Annotated in this window: 29 protein-coding genes; 25 read left to right on the top strand and 4 right to left on the bottom strand. The window is 40.9% G+C overall.

Annotation, left to right across the window (positions count from 1 at the left end; genetic code table 11):
* Window positions 1-7 precede the first annotated feature (7 nt).
* The 13 genes from MHI16_RS12110 to MHI16_RS12050 all read left to right on the top strand — a co-directional run bounded on the left by MHI16_RS12110 (window position 8) and on the right by MHI16_RS12050 (window position 8,097).
* Window positions 8-637 carry a hypothetical protein gene (locus MHI16_RS12110; protein ID WP_342497973.1) on the top strand — a complete coding sequence of 210 codons (630 nt, stop codon included), beginning with the start codon at window positions 8-10 and terminating at the stop codon, window positions 635-637.
* Between the two features lie 56 nt (window positions 638-693).
* Window positions 694-1,299 carry a hypothetical protein gene (locus tag MHI16_RS12105; protein WP_342497972.1) on the top strand — a complete coding sequence of 202 codons (606 nt, stop codon included), beginning with the start codon at window positions 694-696 and terminating at the stop codon, window positions 1,297-1,299.
* Window positions 1,300-1,393: 94 nt separating this feature from the next.
* Window positions 1,394-1,870: a hypothetical protein gene (locus MHI16_RS12100; protein ID WP_342497971.1), complete on the top strand. Its 477-nt coding sequence runs from the start codon at window positions 1,394-1,396 to the stop codon at window positions 1,868-1,870.
* A 26-nt stretch (window positions 1,871-1,896) separates the two neighbouring features.
* Window positions 1,897-2,022, top strand: a complete 126-nt coding sequence (locus MHI16_RS12095) for a hypothetical protein (RefSeq protein ID WP_268466170.1) — start codon at window positions 1,897-1,899, stop codon at window positions 2,020-2,022.
* Window positions 2,023-2,039: 17 nt separating this feature from the next.
* Window positions 2,040-2,387 carry a YxiJ family protein gene (locus tag MHI16_RS12090; RefSeq protein WP_342497970.1) on the top strand — a complete coding sequence of 116 codons (348 nt, stop codon included), beginning with the start codon at window positions 2,040-2,042 and terminating at the stop codon, window positions 2,385-2,387.
* An 18-nt stretch (window positions 2,388-2,405) separates the two neighbouring features.
* Complete coding sequence (locus MHI16_RS12085; protein ID WP_268496833.1) at window positions 2,406-2,783, top strand: hypothetical protein; 378 nt, start codon at window positions 2,406-2,408, stop codon at window positions 2,781-2,783.
* A 53-nt stretch (window positions 2,784-2,836) separates the two neighbouring features.
* Complete coding sequence (locus MHI16_RS12080; protein WP_339163224.1) at window positions 2,837-3,706, top strand: alpha/beta hydrolase; 870 nt, start codon at window positions 2,837-2,839, stop codon at window positions 3,704-3,706.
* A 76-nt stretch (window positions 3,707-3,782) separates the two neighbouring features.
* The gene (locus MHI16_RS12075) at window positions 3,783-4,139 is read left to right on the top strand and encodes a winged helix-turn-helix transcriptional regulator (RefSeq protein WP_029708013.1); all 357 of its coding nucleotides are present in this window, start codon (window positions 3,783-3,785) and stop codon (window positions 4,137-4,139) included.
* A gap of 338 nt (window positions 4,140-4,477) precedes the next feature.
* Entirely contained in the window at window positions 4,478-5,110 is a 633-nt protein-coding gene (gene hxlA / locus MHI16_RS12070; RefSeq protein WP_342497969.1) for a 3-hexulose-6-phosphate synthase, read from the top strand.
* Complete coding sequence (hxlB, locus tag MHI16_RS12065; RefSeq protein ID WP_342497968.1) at window positions 5,107-5,664, top strand: 6-phospho-3-hexuloisomerase; 558 nt, start codon at window positions 5,107-5,109, stop codon at window positions 5,662-5,664. The genes hxlA and hxlB overlap by 4 nt, the downstream gene beginning before the upstream one ends.
* Window positions 5,665-5,804: 140 nt before the next feature.
* Window positions 5,805-6,530, top strand: a complete 726-nt coding sequence (locus MHI16_RS12060; RefSeq protein WP_342497967.1) for a DsbA family oxidoreductase — start codon at window positions 5,805-5,807, stop codon at window positions 6,528-6,530.
* An 85-nt stretch (window positions 6,531-6,615) separates the two neighbouring features.
* Entirely contained in the window at window positions 6,616-7,080 is a 465-nt protein-coding gene (locus MHI16_RS12055; RefSeq protein ID WP_234034905.1) for a MarR family transcriptional regulator, read from the top strand.
* Between the two features lie 6 nt (window positions 7,081-7,086).
* Entirely contained in the window at window positions 7,087-8,097 is a 1,011-nt protein-coding gene (locus tag MHI16_RS12050) for a serine hydrolase (protein WP_342497966.1), read from the top strand.
* 18 nt (window positions 8,098-8,115) lie between these two features.
* On the opposite strand, the gene MHI16_RS12045 is transcribed toward MHI16_RS12050, so the two are convergent.
* Window positions 8,116-9,216 (bottom strand): GntR family transcriptional regulator, encoded by a 1,101-nt coding sequence (locus MHI16_RS12045; protein ID WP_342497965.1) that lies wholly within the window; start codon window positions 9,214-9,216, stop codon window positions 8,116-8,118.
* Window positions 9,217-9,489: 273 nt separating this feature from the next.
* Between MHI16_RS12045 and MHI16_RS12040 the strand changes: the two genes are divergently transcribed.
* From MHI16_RS12040 to MHI16_RS12025, 4 genes are all read left to right on the top strand, one after another.
* On the top strand, window positions 9,490-11,115 hold the full coding sequence (locus tag MHI16_RS12040; protein WP_342497964.1) for an FGGY-family carbohydrate kinase: 1,626 nt from the start codon (window positions 9,490-9,492) through the stop codon (window positions 11,113-11,115).
* A complete protein-coding gene (locus MHI16_RS12035) occupies window positions 11,109-11,813 on the top strand; it encodes an L-ribulose-5-phosphate 4-epimerase (protein ID WP_342497963.1) in 705 nt (234 codons plus the stop codon). The genes MHI16_RS12040 and MHI16_RS12035 overlap by 7 nt, the downstream gene beginning before the upstream one ends.
* A 17-nt stretch (window positions 11,814-11,830) precedes the next feature.
* Window positions 11,831-13,252, top strand: a complete 1,422-nt coding sequence (araA, locus tag MHI16_RS12030) for an L-arabinose isomerase (RefSeq protein ID WP_058014615.1) — start codon at window positions 11,831-11,833, stop codon at window positions 13,250-13,252.
* An 81-nt stretch (window positions 13,253-13,333) separates the two neighbouring features.
* Window positions 13,334-14,674, top strand: a complete 1,341-nt coding sequence (locus tag MHI16_RS12025) for a sugar porter family MFS transporter (RefSeq protein ID WP_061408677.1) — start codon at window positions 13,334-13,336, stop codon at window positions 14,672-14,674.
* Between the two features lie 35 nt (window positions 14,675-14,709).
* On the opposite strand, the gene MHI16_RS12020 is transcribed toward MHI16_RS12025, so the two are convergent.
* Window positions 14,710-14,922 (bottom strand): hypothetical protein, encoded by a 213-nt coding sequence (locus MHI16_RS12020; protein ID WP_061408674.1) that lies wholly within the window; start codon window positions 14,920-14,922, stop codon window positions 14,710-14,712.
* Window positions 14,923-15,144: 222 nt separating this feature from the next.
* Here MHI16_RS12020 and MHI16_RS12015 point away from each other — a divergent pair, with 222 nt between their 5' ends.
* The 5 genes from MHI16_RS12015 (at window position 15,145) to MHI16_RS11995 (ending at window position 18,487) form a co-directional block, all read left to right on the top strand.
* Window positions 15,145-15,438 (top strand): CotD family spore coat protein, encoded by a 294-nt coding sequence (locus MHI16_RS12015; protein ID WP_044139542.1) that lies wholly within the window; start codon window positions 15,145-15,147, stop codon window positions 15,436-15,438.
* Window positions 15,439-15,489: 51 nt separating this feature from the next.
* Window positions 15,490-16,059 carry a GNAT family N-acetyltransferase gene (locus MHI16_RS12010; RefSeq protein ID WP_244270750.1) on the top strand — a complete coding sequence of 190 codons (570 nt, stop codon included), beginning with the start codon at window positions 15,490-15,492 and terminating at the stop codon, window positions 16,057-16,059.
* Window positions 16,060-16,075: 16 nt separating this feature from the next.
* Window positions 16,076-16,630: a delta-aminolevulinic acid dehydratase gene (locus MHI16_RS12005; RefSeq protein ID WP_342497962.1), complete on the top strand. Its 555-nt coding sequence runs from the start codon at window positions 16,076-16,078 to the stop codon at window positions 16,628-16,630.
* A gap of 159 nt (window positions 16,631-16,789) precedes the next feature.
* The gene (locus MHI16_RS12000; RefSeq protein WP_061408668.1) at window positions 16,790-18,202 is read left to right on the top strand and encodes a polysaccharide deacetylase family protein; all 1,413 of its coding nucleotides are present in this window, start codon (window positions 16,790-16,792) and stop codon (window positions 18,200-18,202) included.
* Window positions 18,203-18,295: 93 nt separating this feature from the next.
* Complete coding sequence (locus MHI16_RS11995; protein WP_061408665.1) at window positions 18,296-18,487, top strand: hypothetical protein; 192 nt, start codon at window positions 18,296-18,298, stop codon at window positions 18,485-18,487.
* A 47-nt stretch (window positions 18,488-18,534) separates the two neighbouring features.
* On the opposite strand, the gene MHI16_RS11990 is transcribed toward MHI16_RS11995, so the two are convergent.
* The gene (locus MHI16_RS11990; RefSeq protein ID WP_260850340.1) at window positions 18,535-18,666 is read right to left on the bottom strand and encodes a hypothetical protein; all 132 of its coding nucleotides are present in this window, start codon (window positions 18,664-18,666) and stop codon (window positions 18,535-18,537) included.
* Window positions 18,667-18,817: 151 nt separating this feature from the next.
* Here MHI16_RS11990 and MHI16_RS11985 point away from each other — a divergent pair, with 151 nt between their 5' ends.
* From MHI16_RS11985 to MHI16_RS11975, 3 genes are read left to right on the top strand one after another with little or no spacing between them, the layout of a single operon-like run.
* Entirely contained in the window at window positions 18,818-19,243 is a 426-nt protein-coding gene (locus MHI16_RS11985; protein WP_061408662.1) for an NUDIX hydrolase, read from the top strand.
* A 32-nt stretch (window positions 19,244-19,275) separates the two neighbouring features.
* A complete protein-coding gene (locus tag MHI16_RS11980) occupies window positions 19,276-19,692 on the top strand; it encodes an Imm1 family immunity protein (RefSeq protein ID WP_144462690.1) in 417 nt (138 codons plus the stop codon).
* 9 nt (window positions 19,693-19,701) lie between these two features.
* Entirely contained in the window at window positions 19,702-19,998 is a 297-nt protein-coding gene (locus tag MHI16_RS11975) for a DUF3986 family protein (RefSeq protein WP_235567046.1), read from the top strand.
* 109 nt (window positions 19,999-20,107) lie between these two features.
* Here MHI16_RS11975 and sigK read toward each other — a convergent pair whose 3' ends face one another.
* On the bottom strand, window positions 20,108-20,836 hold the full coding sequence (gene sigK, locus MHI16_RS11970; RefSeq protein WP_058014952.1) for an RNA polymerase sporulation sigma factor SigK: 729 nt from the start codon (window positions 20,834-20,836) through the stop codon (window positions 20,108-20,110).
* Between the last annotated feature and the right edge of the window lie 175 nt (window positions 20,837-21,011).

Here is a 21,011-nt window from a genome sequence, read left to right as displayed (position 1 = left end):
TAGTTGTTTGAAACGGCTTGAAGACTTATTTATTCGTTCAGAAAAAGAATTCAAATTCTATCAGAATTTAGTAGACCATGTGTTTGACACAAATAAAGAGCTACCACAACAAGTCTTCCGTAAGACATTTGATTGTTTTTTGTTTCAAGAGTTTGATTGGGCATTGAGTGATGATATTTTACCAACCATTAAAGAGTTATCAACTGTTACACAAGATAGAGAATTTTTAACTGCAGTCCTTCAACCAGATCCAGCCGAATATTATTTGAAGGAATTTGGTTATTTTAATTGGGTCAAAGCGAGTGTGAACATTTCAGGTGAGCATTATGTAAACGCACTATGGACGCACCCAAAAGGGTCTATAGCGGATGATATCATAACGAATTCAAACATAGTGGTCTGGCTATCGCATTCGTTGCAGTGGGCGATTTGGACAGATAGAGATATGGAAATTTGTATCATAGGAATGGTATCAACAAGAGATTCTGTGAAAAATAGGTTATTAAAAGAAGGGTGGAAACCAGTGGATCACCCTGTTTTAGCAAATTGGTTTGAAGGATTATTGAAGGAGCAAAAAACATTCAATGACTATTACACCCAAATGCTTTCTCATTATGCGTCATGTTACAAGCGGTGAAATGGAGTATCATTGACTGATGATAGATTTACCCAAAGATATGAAAGGAGCATAAAGTGAAACATTTGTTTATATCCGATCCAAAAGAATTTGAACATGTTCTATCGTTTGTTCATTCGCTCGTTCACAGTACAAAAACATTCCCTGATCAAGTGTTGAAAACGCCCCCCCCTCATTATTTATTCGAAGAATTCCATTGGTTGTTATCAGATGATAGCTGGGAAATGTTAAAAGGTTTAGCTTTGAATCATCATGATGACTATGTACTCATGGCTGTATTAGATGAGCAGCAGAGCATGCATGATTATTATCATGATTTTGGTTATTATCCTTGGGTGAAAATCCCGTTAAACCTCACGCCAAGTGATTACCTTGATCTCTTAACGGATTATCCGATAGAGAGTGTAAATGATAGCATAATGGATATTGCTTCACGAGTGATATGGGTTTCCCCTTCTGCGAAATGGATCATATATGGCGAAAGAGGTTATGAGATAGGAGTACTAGCGATTCATCAATTAGAACAAATGAATAAACAATTGTTAAAAACGTGGAGAACTTTAGATGAGATTGTATTAGAGTGGATTTCAGTTGTATTTCTGAATCAAAAACTTCCTGATGATTTTAAAAAGGAACTGATTCGAAATTATAAAACTAAATAATAAATTTTACATATATCTACATGATCTGATTTTGATACTGTAGAGTATTTTTAGTTTCGTCTGATGTTTTAAAATTGATGAGGTGGAGCAAGTAATGAGAATCGTATTAGCAAAAGAGGAAGATCTATTCGAAGTAAATAAATTAATAAAGAAAATCAATTTAAAAGTAGAAGAGTATCATTGGGTCACAAGTGATGTGACACTCTCAATGCTTCATGGTCGGAATCATCAATTTCATTCAGAAGTCATGCCGGATTACACGGATTTTATATTTCTGAAGGGTGAACATTTCAAAAAATTCTTACATGACTATTCTTATTCTTTTATTTTCGCTGTTTTGACGGCATTGCCTCGTCATGTAAATCATTTGAATATCAGTTCAATACCTCAAATTGAAGATAATGAACGATATTGGAACGTGAATTATACACCCGTTATCCCTCAAGCCGTGTTTGAAATCGGTTTTTTTGATTCGACAGATGTTATTTTTACGGGAGATCAGAATATCTTAAACGAATTTCGAAAAAAAGCGGACTTTATTTCATTTGAAGAATATTTACAAACTCCGTGACACGATTCGTTAGGAGAGTGAATGAGATGTTTAGTAGTTTAGAAAGATGGATCGAATGCAGCTTCCATCCTCATGGGATAGGGAACTTGAACAATGACCTTCTTGAAGAATTTGATGCAAATGCAAATTTTCTATTTATCATAAAAGTCTAAAGAAAGGGGAAAGATCCATGAAGTTCAGCAAAGATAAACAAGGCTTAATCTACGATTTAAAGCAGCGTTATCAATACTTATTAGATTCAGCTTATCCAGATGAAATCGTCTCTTTTGAAGAAGAAACTGGGATATCCTCAGATGATTTTTATTTATTTTTTTCACTTGTTGCAGGGAGCTTAAGTTATGTGGTCGATCATAAACGAATACCGAAAAAACAGTTAAACGTGCTGCGTCAGTCATTTGAAGAGCAATATCCCCAAATCAAAACGTATCAACAGATCCTTGAATCTTATCCTTTATTGAATTCCTATGTTCAATACCATGAAGAAACAAGAAAACGAATCATTGTACTTATACAATAACCTCTTGGAGGATAAACGATGACATGGTTTTTAAATGAAAAAATCCAGAAACAAATCCCCGATTTCAATATCAACCATCTAAAGCAAATCAATGAATTTCACTACTTTAAAGAGTATAATGAACATTACGACTTGATCAACTGTATTGTTCTGCACATCCCATATGAATCCCCGAATCTACAAGCAGACATTCGTCTGAAATTCACTAATGTCTCTTCTGTTCAAATCAAAGATTTGGAGTTAACAAACGATGACCATATTATATTGAACATTCAACTTTTGGATAGAGGCTGGGAATATTTGAATTACTTTGTCGAAGATTATGAAGAACAGTATTTTTCTTTTTATTGTGAAACGGTTCAAGTCATACAAGTCGTATCAAATGAATCAGCCTAGTCTCTCTACATATGTGCGAATGATGCTTCCCCATCCCAACATAGAAAGGTGCAATGACATTGAATCGAATGATGAAGTGGCTTTTATTTGCGGCGGTCATCGCTGGATTATTGGTATGCGCATTCTTTGTGTTCCGTTTCAACCAGCCTAAGCCGACGACGAATATCCATTATGCAGACACACAAAACAAACAGCAAACACTCGATATGTATATGCCAAAGGGCAAAGATGAAGACAAAAAGAAAAAGCATCCAGTCATGATCTATCTCCATGGCGGCGGCTGGACAGGCGGCGATAAGAATAGAGTCGCTTCAAAAGCTGATTATTTTACGGGTCAAGGATATGTGTTTGTTTCAATGAATTACAGGCTTCACCCTGATGCCAACTATGAGCAGATGGCAGATGATACGGCAAACGCCATTAAGTGGGTGAAGGATCATGCGTATGAATATCAAATCGATTCATCAAAAATCAATGTCATGGGTCACTCAGCGGGCGGTCATTTGACGGCGCTGGTTGCCACAGATTCGACTTACTTAAAGCGTGTGGGGCTGTCGCCAAAAACGATTAATTCCATTGTGATTTTAGACGGACCGTTAAACCTCAATCAATTTATACAAGCCATCCCATCGTACAAAAAAGTCTTTGGAAAACAAGAGGAGAATTGGACAAAGGCATCACCTGTCACTTATATGAATCAAAAGAATGTACCTCCCGTCTATTTGGTTACAGGCTGGGAAAATCCTGAGGTGTACCGATTTGCAGAAAAACTAAATCATGATAAAGGCTCTCGGTTTGTTTTTCGGGTTCATACGTTAAGCCATAGTGATCTGAATAAATGGTTTGGATCAGACAGGGCGCCAAAAGAAGCGCAAGATATGACAAAGGCTGTGATGGCTTTTGTCAAAAAACAAAATCAATAACAAAGACCGTATGCTAGGCAATTCATTTTGCCGCAGTATATGATAAAGGGTAAATGGTTTGTAATGATAGGAGTGAATGTTGTTGTCATCACGTATGGAAAATAAAGTGTTCAATTGCGAAAAAGAGCTGACGCTGAATATTATCGGCGGTAAGTGGAAAATGCTGATTTTATGGCACCTTGGCAGAGAAGGGACAAAACGTTTTGGTGAGTTAAAGTCGTTAATGCCTGGGATTACGCAAAGAATGCTTGTCAATCAGCTAAGAGAATTAGAGGAAGATCACATTGTGCACCGGGAGGTTTATCCTGTCGTTCCGCCAAAGGTTGAGTATTCTCTCACAGAATTAGGAGAAAGCTTAATGCCGATTTTAGAGGCGATGTATGATTGGGGAAAACAATATCTCGACAGCAATTTTTTAAAGGATGATAAATAGAAAGATGACCGATGTAGACAAAGAGCTAAAATCACTTTATTTTAGCTCTTTGTCTTTTTTTTAGCGTGACTTGAAAACCTTTGCAGTCTAGGAAGGCCGAGTACCGGAGCGGCATCAGAACACAGACATGACACCGAATGCGAGGGTTTGTGCGCTCGCTGACATACTGGTCGAAAAGACAGTGTCTTTTTTGTAACCATATGCGAAAAAGTATAGTATGTAAAAAAAAAGTGCGTACTTGGATTGCTTCCATCCTGTTGTTATACTCATTTCATCGTGCAAGAAGCTCTATCCACGGAGCTCTTGAAGATGAGATGAAAAAATAGGAGTGAACGTTCATGAAATTACAATTAGCATTAGATTTAGTGAATATACCAGAAGCGATTGAGCTGATTAAAGAAGTAGAAGGATCGATCGATGTAGTCGAAATTGGAACACCTGTTGTGATCAACGAAGGCTTGCGTGCCGTTAAAGAAGTGAAACAGGCATTTCCAAACTTACGTGTACTCGCCGATCTGAAAATAATGGATGCGGCCGGTTATGAAGTGCAGCAGGCATCTGAAGCTGGAGCAGATATCGTGACCATTCTTGCAGCGGCAGAAGATATGTCCATTCAAGGAGCCGTGAAAGAAGCGAAAGCAAGAGGGAAACAGATTTTAGTGGATATGATTGGTATCAAAGATATCGCTGGCCGGGCAAAAGAGCTGGATGAACTTGGTGTCGATTATATTTGTGTGCACACGGGCTATGATCTGCAAGCGGTTGGTCAAAACTCATTTGCTGACCTTATGACCATTAAACAAGTCGTCAAACAAGCGAAAACAGCCATTGCAGGCGGAATTAAGCTTGATACGTTACCTGAAGTCGTGAAATTAAATCCTGATTTAATCATTGTCGGCGGTGGTATCGCAAGCCAGGAAAATAAAGCAGAAGTGGCCGCACAAATGAAGCAGCTGATCGCACAATCATGAAAACCAGTGACTATGTGAAAGCCATTTTAAATGAGCTTTCTGAGCATTCGTCAGCCCTTCAAGACGAACAAGCAGAGCGCCTGGTCACAAGTATTTTATCTGCACAAAAAGTCTTTGTGGCAGGTGCAGGCAGGTCAGGTTTGATGGGAAAATCGTTTGCGATGAGACTCACGCATATTGGCGTCAAGGCTTATGTCATTGGAGAAACGAATACGCCTTCCTTTACAGAAGAGGATCTCTTGATTGTGGGGAGCGGCTCTGGTCGAACAGAGACCTTGCTTGTCCTTGCAAAAAAGGCAAAAGCAATTGGCGGAAAAGTGGCAGCTTTCACGCTTTCAACTGAGTCACCAATAGCTGATCTAGCAGATGAAGTCATCTTATTGTCAGGTGCACCGAAGGATCAACAGGAAGGAAGCCATCATACCATTCAGCCAATGGGCTCACTATTTGAGCAGTTGCTTCTTTTGACATACGATGCGGTCATTTTGCGGTTAATGGAAATGAAAGAGCTCGATACACATACAATGTACGGTCACCATGCAAATTTAGAATAGTCATTTTCAAAGCCTTTCCTTTTTTAAAAGGAGAGGCTTTTTCATTTCAATCAAGCCCAGAATCTTGACATAACCGATTTGATGTAACTATAATAGTTACATCGTTAAAGAAAAAGCGTAAACACGGAAGGAAGATGAAGATGAAAGTACAAATCTGGTCAGATATTGCCTGTCCTTTTTGTTATATAGGAAAAAAACAGCTGGAAACAGCACTTGAACAATTCCCAGAGAAGGAACAGGTAGAAATCGAGTTTAAAAGCTTTGAGCTTGATCCACATGCACCTGCTGAGGTCAATTATGATGTTCATGATATGCTCGTTAAAAAATATGGGATGAGCCGCAGCCAGGCCATGGCGATGAATGAGCAGGTGAAGCAGGCCGGCAAAGAGAAAGGAATCGATTTTCAATTTGATCCACTCGTGTTGACAAACACCTTTGATGCCCATCGATTGGCGCAATATGCCGGTCAAATGGGGAAAGGTGATTTCGTCATGACTGAGCTGTTTCAAGCATACTTTACAGATGGAAAGCATGTTGGTGATCGTCAAACCCTTTTAGACATTGCAGAAAAAGCAGGTCTTGATTTGCAGGAAGTACAGCAAATTTTAGGTGGCGAAGAGTTTGCCGATCATGTCCGAAAAGACGAACAAGAAGCGAGACAGCTTGGTATCAATGCTGTTCCGTTTTTCTTGATCAATGACAAGTATTCAGTGGCAGGTGCACAGCCAGCCGATACATTCCTGCGTGCACTTGAAACGGCTTGGACAGAAGAAGCAGCTCAAGCTGATAAAGCGGCTTCTAATTCATTTGAAGCGGCATGTGCAGATGGTGTATGCGCAGTGCCTACTCCTAAAGAAGAAGCGTAATAGTCAAGTTCCCTATCTTTCTAAAAGATGGGGTTTTTTTCTTGATTTAATATAAAGTCACCATTATACTTAAGGTATCTTAATTATGAAGGTGATGACAGTGATATCCAAAACAGCTATGATCCAAAAGCTAAACAACATCGAAGCGCGCATCCATCAAAAGCTCCGATTAGAGTTTGAAGAATTATTTGTAGATGAGTTAACCGACAAGCAGCATATTGTGCTGAATTTTGTTGAGCAGAAAGGAGGAAGTTCTCCTATTCAAATTGCCCAGCAATTAGGGATCACTCAAAGTGCAGTGAGTCAGCTGTTAAATACGCTAGAAAAAAAAGAATGGATTCGCCGCAGCATTAACCCGAATAACCGGAGGGAATTGCATGTTGAACTTTCAGAAAAGGCAAAAACGTACCTTGAAAATATGCGAAAGGTAGAGCTTGCGATTATTGAAAAATATTATTCAGCATTATCCTTTGATGAGATCACCACATTGACATCGATTTATGAAAAGCTTGATCAATTGATCCCGCATCAAAACGAAGAGAAAGGATGAGAATGAATGACACTCAAACAAGAAGTCCAGAGAATCGCTTCCTCTTATACTGAGAAAAAGAAGGAGGCACTGCTTGTCATCGGACTGATTCATCAAGGGGAAACACATGTCTTCCATTTCGGGGATCATCCTATACAAAAGCACGTGCAGCCAGAGGATGTCATTTTTGAGATTGGCTCGATTTCAAAAGTCTTTACGACTAGTATATTGGCAAGCATGGTGCAAAAAGGGCAGATGAGACTCGATGATTCGATTTCACTGTATTGTCCTCACATTAGAAAGAATCACCCCATTCAAATAGAGCAGTTAGCAACCCATACGTCCGGGCTTCCTCCACACCGTCTTCTTAGAGACCTGCGGCTATGCTTCCTTCCTAAAGTGAGAAGAGATATGTACTGTCAATATTCACTCGATGAATTAATGAAATTGTTAAACTCGAAAAAATGGAATCAGTCAAAAAGCTTTCCATCTCGTTATTCCAATGTCGGTATGGGTCTGCTTGGTTTGATTATGGGCTGGTCTCAACGCAAAACATATGAACAGCTATTGACGGAACATATTGCAGATGAGCTTCAACTAGCAAGCACCTTTATTACGATCAACGATGATGTAAAAGCAAACATGATCTTAGGTCATCGGGAAAGTGGGAAAGAGGTTCCGCCGCTTCACATGCATGACTATCAAGGAGCCGGCGCCATTCGCTCGACCATCACTGATTTATTGTCATTTCTCTCTGCCCATCTACATGCAGACGTGGATTCTATTTGGAAAATCACGCATGAACCAAGACGGGACATGGGCAGAAACATATCAATGGGGCTCGGCTGGATTATAGATGACACTGGACTCATTTGTCATAATGGCGCGACGTCTGGCTTCTCCAGCTTTATGGGCTTTCGCCCGCATTCAAAAGCAGGTGTGATCGTTTTATCCAACTATCGCAATCGAATCACACAAGACTCTCCCGATCGCATTGCGTATGATCTGATGGATATGGTGGAATCTAAAATAAAATGAGCCTCTTGCGGCAAGGGCTCATTTTTTTCTTGCATGCATTTGTTTGATCGTTTCTCCTGGAACCAATTCAGGTTCATAAAAGGTTTGATGAGGGAGATTCTTCTTCCCCTGCACCTTTTTAATCATCCAGTCTGCTGCATCCCGGCCCATTTGCTCCTGAGGGTGCGTCAGTGTTGTCAGCTTCACATGGGCATTTTTCTGGGCAATATATGAATTGTCCTGTCCAATAATGGAGAGATCCTCTGGAATGGACAGCCCGATGTCACTGCATACATTGGCAACCTCTAATCCGACCTCATCGTTATAGCAAACAAGGGCAGTCAGCTCGTGCTGATGCTTTAATAAGAAAGTTTTAATATCATCCCCCAAATGCTGCTTCGATTCTGTATCGAAAAAGAGGACGTGCTCAGGCAGAAAATTAAGCTTCGCTTCACCAAGCGCTTGAATATAGCCTTTCATTCGGTACTTTCCCTGTAAATCATCTGTTTTTGAAATGAGCCCAATTTGCTGATGCCCCGAGGTGATCAGCTCTTTTGTGGCTAAATAACTGGACTTCACATCATCCAAGCAGAGAAAAGGAACCTCTAACTGCTCATAATAGGCATTAATCATAATGAGCGGTACATCCTGTTCTTTAAAAGATAGGTAGTACGAGATGTTCGGATTATATAAATTACTTTTCGTTGGCTCGACAATGAGTCCGTCCACACCAAAGGACAGCATCATTTCTAGCGCTTTTTTCTCCTGTTCTACATCATTATTTGTGCTCGCCAGTAACAAAGAATAGTTCTCTTCGTTTAATCGGCTTTCAATGCCTCGAATGATGGAAGGGAAAATGTAATCGGATATGTATGTCGTGATAACCCCAATCGTTTTCATATGCGCATGTCCCGCAGGCTTTGATTGATATTGATTGGTCACAAATGTGCCTGAACCCTTCTCACTTCGCAAAAAACCTTCGCTCGACAATTCTAAGATGGCCTTTCGAACTGTATGCCTGCTCACTTGATACATCTCCTGCAGGCTTGATTCAGTTGGAATACGTTCCCCGATCCGGTAATCTCCTGTAAGTATTTTGCTTTTTATATCATCGATAATGATCTGGTACTTCTTTTTCATCGTTTCACTTCTTTCTCAGTTGATCATCTACTCGGATTGAGAAGAAATTGTATGGACATATTTTAACATGGTTGTCGAATCAAAAACAGGCGCTTTCCCTTTCTGACGTCCCAGCTTTAGAAAAGTGCAGGTTTTTGTCGTGTTGTGTATGTACAACTATATTTATTATTGACATATGTACGTACAAATATTATATTGTGAATGTGCACAGAGAATCAATGAATCTAGAAAATTAAAATTGAAACCGCTATCAATCATGGAGGTGAACGCAGAATGAATCATGAAGAGACGACCAAAGCCTTAAAAGAAGGACGGACATCTTTAGGGATTGAATTTGGTTCAACACGAATTAAAGCCACCTTAATAGATGAAGCGTTTCAGCCAATTGCCCAAGGTGCATTTGAATGGGAAAATTCTCTTCAGGAAGGTATTTGGACGTACAACTTAATTGATATCATTACAGGTCTTCAAGTAGCGTACCGAGAGATGAAAGAGCAAGTCGAGCAAAGGTATGGCGTGACCATTCAAACCATTGGCTCAATTGGGGTATCAGCGATGATGCATGGCTATGTGGCATGTGATCATACAGGAGAGGTCCTCGTTCCGTTCCGCACATGGCGGAATGCAACAACCATAGAGGCGAGTCAAAAACTGACGGATGTTTTCCAATTCCATATTCCAGAAAGATGGAGCATTGCCCATTTGTATCAAGCCATATTAGAAGAGGAAAAACATCTTTCTCGTTTAGAATATATGACCACCCTATCAGGATACATTCACTGGCTGTTAACAGGAAAGCAGGCCATTGGCATTGGGGATGCGTCAGGTATGTTCCCAATTGACGAACATACGAAAGATTACAATGAAGAAATGCTCCATCAATTTGAAGACTTGATCGCAGAAAAAGGCTATCCATGGAAGCTTCGTCATCTTCTGCCGCATGTTTATTTAGCAGGTGAGGAGGCTGGCGTGTTAACGGCAGCAGGAGCAGCCATTTTAGATCAAGGCAAACATTTGCGGCCAGGCATTCCATTTTGCCCCCCTGAAGGTGACGCCGGAACGGGAATGGTGGCAACAAACAGTGTAGAAAAACGAACAGGGAACATTTCAGTTGGGACATCTGTTTTTGCCATGATTGTGCTAGAGCAGGAGCTAAAGGGCGTATATCCAGAAGTGGATATGGTCACAACGCCGGACGGACTGCCAGTCGCAATGGTTCATGCGAACAACTGTACAAGTGACTTAAATGCTTGGATGAATATCTTCAGAGAGGCATTTGACGCATTGGGTATGCAAGTAGCATCAGAAAAGGTATACGAAGCTTTATTGCAGCAGGCGTTAGAAGCAGATCCAGATGGCGGCGGACTCTTAAGCTATGGCTATTATTCTGGTGAAAATATTACAAGACTGCCAGAAGGAAGACCTCTTTTTGTCAGATCAGCTGAAAGCCGCTTTAATCTGGCTAACTTCATGCGTACCCATCTTTTTTCTGCTTTTGGCGCAATGAAAATAGGGATGGATCGCTTAAAAGAACAAGAACATGTTGTGATTGATCGTTTATTAGCACATGGAGGGTTATTTAAAACACCGCTCGTTGGTCAAAAAATGGTGGCGGCAGCGCTTAATACACCTGTATCAGTCGTTTCCACCGCGGGAGAAGGCGGTGCGTTTGGAATGGCTGTCCTCGCTTCCTATATGATCCATCATCAAAAGCAAACATTGGCTGAATTTCTCACGCATCAAGTGTTTGCCCATACATCAGAAGAACTGATAGAACCCGATCCGCTTGATGTCAAAGGTTTTGGCGAATTTTTAAAGCGCTATCAAGACGGCCTTCCGATTGAAGAGGCGGCAGTAGCACATCTGATGCCAAAGAAAGGAATGACAACTGTATGCTAGAACGCTTAAAAGAAGAAGTATACGAAGCCAATTTAGATTTACCAAAATACGGACTTGTGAAATTCACATGGGGCAATGTCAGCGCGTGTGATCGTGACAGCGGTCTATTTGTTATTAAGCCTAGCGGGATAGCGTATGATCAATTATCAGCGAAAGACATGGTTGTGGTCGATTTTGACGGTGAAGTAGTGGAAGGGGAATACAGTCCTTCTTCAGATACAGCAACACATGCTGTCCTTTACAAACACTTTGAGGAAATTGGCGGTATTTCACATAGCCATTCCATGTGGGCAACCGTTTGGGCGCAGGCAGGTCTCGATTTACAGGCAATGGGCACAACACATGCCGATACATTTTACGGCGCTGTTCCGTGTGCTCGATTTCTGACAGAAGAAGAAATCAATCACGGTTATGAGGTAGAAACCGGCCGGCTGATCATCGAAACGTTTGAGAAAAGAAACCTAGATGTGATGGCGGTGCCGGGTGTTTTGCTTCAAGGCCACGGCCCATTTACTTGGGGGAAAGATGCAAAAAGTGCGGTCACAAACAGTGTGATTTTAGATGAAGTTGCCAAAATGAATTTGTTCGCAAAGCAATTAAATGAATACGCGGAGCCTCTTCCGCAGCGAATTTTAGATAAACATTACTTAAGAAAACACGGAGAACATGCGTATTACGGACAAAAACCTTCAAGATAAAGAAAAGAGGGATATCTATGTTAACAAGTCAACATAAAGAATGCTGGTTTATTGTCGGATCACAGCATTTATACGGAGATGAAGCACTGCAGAAAGTAAAAGCAGATGCACAAAAGATGACGGATGCCTTAAATGAGAGCGGTTTACTTCCTTATCCAGTAATCTTGCAGGAGCTAGCTGTCAGCGCGGATCAAATCACAAAGCTGATGAAAGAGGTCAATTATCGTGATGAGGTTGTCGGCGTCATGACGTGGATGCATACATTTTCACCGGCAAAAATGTGGATACGCGGGACCAATCTTTTGCAGAAGCCTCTTTTGCATCTTGTCACACAGTATTATGAAAAGATTCCGTGGGACACGATCGACATGGACTATATGAATCTTCATCAATCGGCACATGGAGACAGAGAATATGGCTATATCAATGCACGTCTAAATAAACAAAATCAAATTGTTGCCGGTCATTGGTCTAAGCCGGATGTGCAGCAGCAAATCGCTGATTGGATGGACGTGGCAGCTGCCTATCATGAAAGCTTTCAGATTAAAGTGGCTAGGTTTGGTGACAACATGCGCCACGTGGCTGTCACAGAAGGTGATAAAATCGAAGCCCAGATTCAGTTAGGGTGGACGGTTGATTACTTTGGTATAGGCGATCTCGTCAAATATGTGAATGCAGTAGAAGAAGCAGAGGTAGATGCATTATTTGCAGAGTATTTATCGCAATATGATGTGGATTATGGGACATATTCAGTCGAAGAATGGGAAAAAAGTGTGAAGGTGCAAGCGCGCTATGAAATCGCTATCAAACGCTTTTTAGATGAAGGTGGGTACAATGCCTTTACGACAAACTTTGAAGATTTACATGGAATGAAACAGCTGCCAGGACTTGCGGTACAGCGGCTAATGGCAAAGGGATATGGCTTTGCGGGGGAAGGCGATTGGAAAACGGCTGCGCTGGACCGGTTATTAAAAGTGATGAGTCATCATCAATCCACTGGTTTTATGGAGGACTACACGTATGAAATGACCTCTGGACAGGAAGCAGTGCTGCAATCTCATATGTTAGAAGTAGATCCGGCGCTCGCCCATACGAAACCTGTCATTGTCGTATCTCCGCTTGGAATCGGAAACAGGGAGGATCCAGCTCGTCTTGTGTTTGATGGCAAAGCAGGGGAAGGTGTTGTTGTTTCTATTGCTGACTTTGGGACTCATTTCAAATGGCTCATACAAGAAGTCGAAGCCTTTGAGCCGGAGGAAGCAGCACCTCATTTACCGGTTGCACGTGTGCTCTGGAAAATCAAGCCGAATTTTCAGGATGGCGTCAAAGCGTGGATTAAGCAAGGCGGGGGTCATCATACAGTCGTATCCCTCAATTTAACGGTTGATCAAATTGTTCATTTTGCAAAGCTTGTGAGTGCAGAATATGTGGTTTTATAGAAGGGTGAAAGGTCTTCTACTGATTACAGTAGAAGCACGGGATGAAATGAAAGCGGTTAATTAAGTGAGGGGGTCATCCACTTGGAGAAAAAAGTGTCAAGCAAATTTATCTTCTTTTTCGGGTCCTTTGCAGGCATCTTATTCGGATATGATATTGGGATTATTGCAGGGGCAGAAGGGCATATTCAGCAAGAATTTCAGCTCAGTCCATTATGGCTTGGAATTGTCGTCTCTTCATTAATGGGCGGGGCCATCATCGGCTCCATTTTAAGCGGTCTCTTAGGGGATAAATTTGGCCGCAGAAAGCTTATTTTGGTCTCATCTGTTATCTTTTTTGTCGGAGCGATCGGATCAGCTATCGCACCAGAAGAGATTTCATTAACCATTGCACGTATCTTTTTAGGAACAGCCGTTGGTACAGCCTCATCTTTGGTGCCGGCATACATGTCTGAAATTGCTCCTGCTAAAATTCGCGGGAAATTGTCCGGGCTCAATCAGCTCATGATCGTGAGCGGACTATTGCTGAGCTATATTGTCGCATTTGTGTTTGAACCTATTCCAGACAGCTGGCGCTGGATGCTCGGTAGTGCCGCTTTATTTGCCATCGTGCTTTATATTGGTATGCTGAAGCTTCCTGAATCTCCGAGATATTTAATTAAACACGGAATGGCTCATAAAGCACGGGAAGTATTAGGATCACTGCGCTCTTCTCATGAGGAAATCGAAGCAGAGATGCAGGAAATTTTAGAAGTCGCAAAAGAAGAACGCTCTGGTATTCGCGAGTTGTTCCAAAAGAAATTTAGAATGGCTCTTTTCATCGGGGTTGGGATGGCGACCCTTCAGCAAATTCAAGGGGCGAACTCTATTGTGTATTATGCAACGAGTATTGCTCGAAATGTAGGGCTTGCACCTCAGGTTGCTGCAGGTTTTACCGTCATTGTCGGTGTCATTTTTGTCGTCACCACCGTGATCTTTTTACAATTTGTTGACCGGTTCGACCGCCGAACGATTCTCACCGTAGGGGGAACGGGCATGGCCCTTTCTTTCTTTGCACCAGCCGCATTAGGTGCGCTTGGCGTTAGTGAAGGGATTTTAAACTGGGTGACCTTAATTTCACTTTGCTGCTTTATCTTGTGCTATGCCTTCTCATGGGCACCGATCACGTGGATCATCATCGGCGAAATTTTCCCGCTTTCTGTCAGAGGTATCGGCGCAGGTATTTCATCTGCCTTTAACTGGACGGGATCGTTAGCCGTTGGACTCGTGTTCCCTATCTTGGCAGACAAATTCAGCTTCGGGGTCATTTTCTCCTCATTTGGTGTCATCTGCTTAATCGGACTATTGTTCACCCGCTTTGTACTAGTGGAAACAAAAGGAAGAAGCCTAGAACAAATCGAAACCGATATGGCAGCACGAGTATAAAGAAAACCCTCTATCCCATGTGGATAGAGGGTTTTTTACTCAAGCGTCTGTTTTAGCTCATCTGGCAATAAATCAATCAATTGATCATAAGAAGATAAATCCAGCACTTCAAGCAGTGCATAATATTTCGCATAAACCTCACTCAACTGATCAGGATGATTCATTTCATATTGATTCAAATGCATTTGAGTCAGTTCAAGTGCAATGTCTAGCTTGTTTCGTTCGATTGGTTGTGTCGTATTGATCATATCGTTCACCTCGTGTTTGATGATGAGTGGGAAGGCTATGGGGCACATTTTCTTCTGCCACAATATATCATTTGTATAATATGTTAAAATTGCCCTTTTGTAAAGAAAGAGAAAACGAGATGAATAGCGGAATTTTTAAAAAATAGACAAGCATCTAATCACGAATGGCGTTTCTTACATACGATAGAGTGTAAGTGAAAGACAAATTGAAGGGGTGTTGAGATGAGCCGGAATCGATTAGATGATTTTTTCTTTGGACCTCGCAGAGGAAACCATGGAGGAGATGAAACGGTTGTTTTCCCCACACGTCAAATTGTCAACACAAGAACGAATGAACAAACCATCAGAAAAATTCATCCAACGCATATCACAAACGTCAACAAAAACATCAAAAGAATTGAAAACTACTATCCTGTCACTGAGTCGACTCATAATGAGTATATCGTGAAAGAATACGATTGCGGCAGTGATATCAAAAACCCTTGCTGCCGTCCAGTAAAACGCTGTAAGTGGTAATGGAGGGGGCATCCTTTTAGGGGATGCCTTTTTATTTTCAGGAGAAACCTTTTGATCAAAATCTCCTTTCAAGATAAAATTGGACGTATTAATCATTATGTTGGGGGCGATGTTCTGAATATTCGATTGTTAACACCAGATGATGCTGAAGAATATGCCGCATTGAGACTAGAAGCACTGCGATTACATCCTGAGGGCTTTGCGATGAGTTATGAAGAAGAGCAAATCGGTACAATAGAAAAATACGCAGCTCGTTTTGCTTCTGTACAATTGATGTGGACCTTTGGTGCCTTTGATCAAGGGAAGCTTGTGGGCATGGTCACGCTCATCCAAGAAAATTTGCAGAAATTAAAGCACCGAGCGAATGTAGCAGCGATGTATGTAACGGCGGGTGCCCGCGGAAAAGGAGTAGGCAAGGCCTTGATGACAGAAGTTCTTTCATTCGCCGGAGAACGACATGACATTGAGCAAATGTATTTATCAGTCGTGACGACCAATCACTCAGCCAAACGCCTGTATCGCTCTATTGGATTTGAGTCATACGCACTTGAAGAAAAAGCACTAAAATGGCCTGATCATACATATGCAGATGAGGAAAAAATGGTTTTATTTTTAGCATAATCTGGAGGGGATAAAAGTGGATCAACAGACGATGCGCATTATGTTAGCAGCAGGACCAAATAGTGAGCTGGAATCTTTTGCGCTGCGTGCAGCACTTGAAAACTTCGGTGTGAAAGTCGATATGCAATGGATCGGAAGACCAAATGACCTGATCAATGTGTTATCTGGAAAAAATAGAGGAGAAATCGATTACATTCTTCTATCGTTTCATGGGGAAGAAGGAGCATTTCTCATGCCGGAATTAGGGGAAGATGTATATGATGATGGGGAGCCTAGAGGCGCTGCTTTTGGAGTGGATGAAATCAAGCGATATGCTTCGTTAGAAGGGGTTCACGTTATTTCTACAGGCTGCACACTAGGTGAGAAAAAACTAGCAGATGCCTTTTTAGAAGCAGGTGCCATGTCCTATGTAGCGCCGGATGATTACATTGATGGGAATGCGGCATTCATCTTTGTATTGACTATGCTTTATGAGCGATTGAACAATACAAAGACGCTTAGAGCGGCTTTTGATCGAGCGAGTTCGATTGATGAAGAAACGAAATTATTTCAACTATATATGCAAAAATAATGTTAGGGCTGAGAAATCAAGCCCTTTTTCTATTCCTCTTTTAAAATGTGTCTAAAATGTGACGAGTTTGTTTTTTGAAAACTAAATGGGGTTCACGCAAAGTCTATCCTACAAACACACGTCATTAAGGCATGACGCCATCACGAGAGGGGAATTATTGTGTCAATGAAATGGAAGATTAGTCTCGTCCTATGCGGACTTGCAATCATCATCGGAATTGCTGCGTTTTTTCATAATCAGCAGGCAAGCGGGACGGAGAAGAAGAAAGTAGAACAAGATGCGAGCTATAAAGAAGTGGAAATAGTCACCCTCGTGAATGACGGGAGATACATGAGATATGCTGTCAACTATCCGGTCTTTCATCAAGAAAAGCTAGATCAAGAGATGAAAAGATTTGCTGAAACAGCGCTAGATAAATTCAAAACATCATTCAGTGAAGCAAACGATGTCGATGAAGATCATCGATACGAATTAAACATAGATTACGAGATTACTCATTATGCCAAGCAAACCGCTGCGATCAAATTCAATACTTATGAATTAAAAGGCGGAGTAAAGGGCGAACATGAATCAAAGATATTCAATTTTGATTTCAAGAAACAGCATTTTTTATCAATAGATGATCTATTTTTATCAAAGAAAGAAGATCTGCAAAAACTGTCTCAAATGACATTTGATGAATTAAAAAAAGATCGCTCTCTTGCTGAAAATGAGCATTTGCTCAAACATGGAACGTCTCCTGCAGCAGAGCATTATCAGTATTTTGCCATCAAAGATCGTTTTATAGAATTCTACTTTCCAGCAGGGCAAATCGCACCAAGCGAACAAGGACCTCAAGTGCTGGCGATTAAAAAAACGCTGCTTAAAGGACTGTTAAAGCCCGAATACATTCATAAAGAAAAGAACAAAAATGAGAAAAAAGAACCGATCTCAAAAAGAAAGCTCGTCAAACTGCCAAAACAAGCAACATTCAACCCAAATCAAAAAGCTATTGCCCTGACATTTGATGATGGACCAAATCCATCCACGACCTCAAAAATTTTAAAAGCTTTAAAAGAAAACAAAGGACATGCGACATTTTTTGTATTAGGAAACAGGGTTCAATATTACCCTGATATGCTAGGTGAAATCAGAAAGGGTGGGAATGAAATCGGAAATCATTCCTATAGCCATCCTTTACTCACAAGACTTCCATTAAAACAAGCCGTCAAACAAGTGGAAGAGACCCAGCAAATCATTGAAAAAGCGGGTGGTTTCACACCGACTCACTTTAGACCGCCATATGGAGGAACAAACGGGCAAATTAACGCGGCTGTCAACATGAAAGTCACGCTTTGGGACGTAGATCCTGAAGACTGGAAATATCGCAACAGCCAGTACGTTGCCAACTACATTCTCACACATGCATCTAGCGGAGAAACTGTTTTAATGCACGACATCTACGACACCTCGGCAAACGCAGCTGTCACGATTATCAAGGAATTAACCAAACAAGGGTATCAATTATTGACAGTGTCAGAGCTTGAGCAGTGGAAGGAAGCGCGGGCGAAGAAAGGTGAATTGAATACGTAATGATCATGCGAATCTTAGTGGATTCGCATTTTTTAAATCCAATTATGAAAATAAAGGAAATGATGTTAAAGTTGTAGAAAGGGAGGGCTTCGAATGGTATTGATGAGGTTGATCAGCCTTTATATGCTGACAGCGTTTTGTTTGGGTTTTATCGTCAACTATGTACCTGGTTTGATGCTGCCCATTTATATTCTTGCGATGATCGGGCTCATTTTATGTCTCGTTCATATTGCGCTGCATTATATTCGTCGAATCAAATATATGTTGCTTCATGAGAAACGGTAAGAATAATGGCTTACTCTAAAAAACCTCTCTCTAAAAGAGTGAGGTTTTTATTTTTTCGGTTTTTGCTGTTCTAACAGTTGTATAATTTTCTCGTTTGATTCTTTCATTTGTCTTAATAAAGAAACGATATTCCCTGTAAACCCAATGAGGACAATAAGTAAAATGATGATGATCCACATGCTGTGGCCTCCAATCTGCTCACGAAAGCTGTTTGCTTTCTTATCCATTCTCTTGTATCAAGGATACCGTATAATGAATGTATTGAAATGAACAGTTCGTGCTATTTATTGGGTAATTGATGAGAAAAGAGAATGATTGAGGGGGATTCATTTGAAAAGAGTAGACGTAGTATCAGCTATTATGAATGATGAGGCAGAAAATATTTTAATGGTCAAAAACGTAAGGGGATATTGGGGGCTTCCTGGTGGTGCTGTAGAAAAAGGCGAACAACTGCATCAAGCCGTGATCCGTGAGGTGAAAGAAGAGACAGGGTATATTTGCAAAGTAAATGAACTTCATTCGGTTCGAGAAGCATTCTTTCAAGACAAAAAGCATCATGCACTGATGATCACCTTCTTTGCTGAAATCACCGGAGGACAAATGAGTATTCTCGATCCGGATCATGATATTGAAGAAGTAAAATGGGTCAGCAAGCAAACTTTTCAAAAGCTAAACCCAAAGCTATATCACTTGCTGAAATTAAACGAAGAACCACAAGCTTTTTATCAATTTGAAGGAAATAGAATAGTTGGTTAACAAGTTGATATAGGTATGAAGGAGAGATATAGATGTTTTTATACTACGGCCCCACAGGAGCTTCAGTAGCAAATCCAGGAGAAGAATTCATGAAAAGGATTTTCTTTCAGGAGGGTGAAGAATATTGGGAACAAGGTAACGGAGAATCTTCCATTGAGATAGAAGAAGATTGGGAAAGTGAAAGTCTAGTTTTCTTTTATACGGAACCGTATGGGTTCTTGATCATGAGATATCCAAATTTTTTGGTTCCTTTTAAAAAGGGAGAAAAAATTGAAACGATCGAGCATTTGGTCGCAGGAACCCCATTGTATGTGCCGTCGTGCAGTTATGTCGATCGTAATCAAGCGTATCAAATCGTTCATCATTTTTTGACGACAAAAACAGTTCCTGACTTTGTTGAATGGGTTGAGTTGAGGGATATTGATTTTCAGAAGGATATGAAAAGTTAGGGGCGCAAGATGAAGAAAGTGAGTAAAGAAAAATTACCTAGTTTAGACGATACTATGCATTTACATGTAGGGTATTATGAACATGATTTTGATTATGAAGGCGTGTTTTATAAAAGCTTAGAAACAGGAAGATGGGTCTTGTTTTTTGATCAACAAAGTTATGGGATAACGCTTTTGAAGGAATATGAGAAATGGTATAATTTAGGGTTGTTGATTGGAGAATACCTGATTGATGATGACCAAATTGAGGAGGAAGGTCATAAGCTTTTTGAGCGTTTCTTAAAAGAAAACAACATAGTGAAATAAATGAGGATAAAACATGACATAGTTTTCTTTTGTGTATGTGGGCTATATTGTGATGTTCAAATAAAAACAGACCCAACAAGGTCTGTTTTTATTAGTAGATGGAAAAGATTCACTTCCCCTTCTCCCGCTTCCGTTTCTCCTTCTCCGCCCGGTAAAACTCATGAAACATCTTCATCAGCGCCCGCTTCTCAATCCGGGACACATAGCTTCGCGATATCCCGAGCTCCTTGGCTATTTCCCGCTGCGTTTTTTCTTTCTTTAAATCAAGGCCGAACCGGCCGACGATCACTTCTTTTTCCCGGCCGTCGAGAATGTCGATATACTCTTTTACTTTTTCAAGCTCCATGTTGAGCTGAATCGTATCAATCACATCTTCATTTTCGGATTTTAAGACATCAATTAAAGAAATTTCATTGCCTTCTTTATCCTGACCAATGGGGTCATGCAAGGAGACATCCTTTTTTGTCTTTTTGAGCGCGCGTAAATGCATCAGGATTTCATTTTCAATACACCGCGCCGCATACGTTGCCAGCTTTGTTCCTTTTCCAGAGGAATAGCTTTCGATGGCTTTAATGAGTCCGATCGTCCCGATGGAGATGAGGTCTTCTGCGTCTTCCCCGGTATTTTCAAATTTCTTGACAATATGGGCGACGAGCCGAAGGTTATGTTCAATCAGCATATTTCTCGCGTGTTCATCGCCCTCTGCCATAAGGGCTAAGTATTTTTTTTCATCATCTCCCGAAAGGGGCTGTGGAAAGGCATTGTTTTTGACATAGGACACTAAGAACACCAATTCTTTGACCATCAATCCCATCGCTGTAAATACTCCTGCCACGATTTTCACCTCCACCATGTTTAGGCCACTGCCTATATCCTCAAATGTATGTGAAGGGGGGGTTGTCTGTGTCTGTACGATGAAAAAATCATCTTTTTCGAAAAAAACGGGCTTCTGTTCGTCTTGTTTTGCTTCCCTTCTCATATGTTTGCGGTTTCTTTGCGGTGCTTGGCGGTCA

This window comes from Bacillus sp. FSL K6-0923 (genome assembly GCF_038630825.1).
Classification (GTDB): Bacteria; Bacillota; Bacilli; order Bacillales; family Bacillaceae; genus Bacillus; species Bacillus pumilus.
The sequence above is the reverse complement of the archived record's forward strand: the minus strand, read 5'-3'. Positions and strand labels throughout refer to the sequence as shown.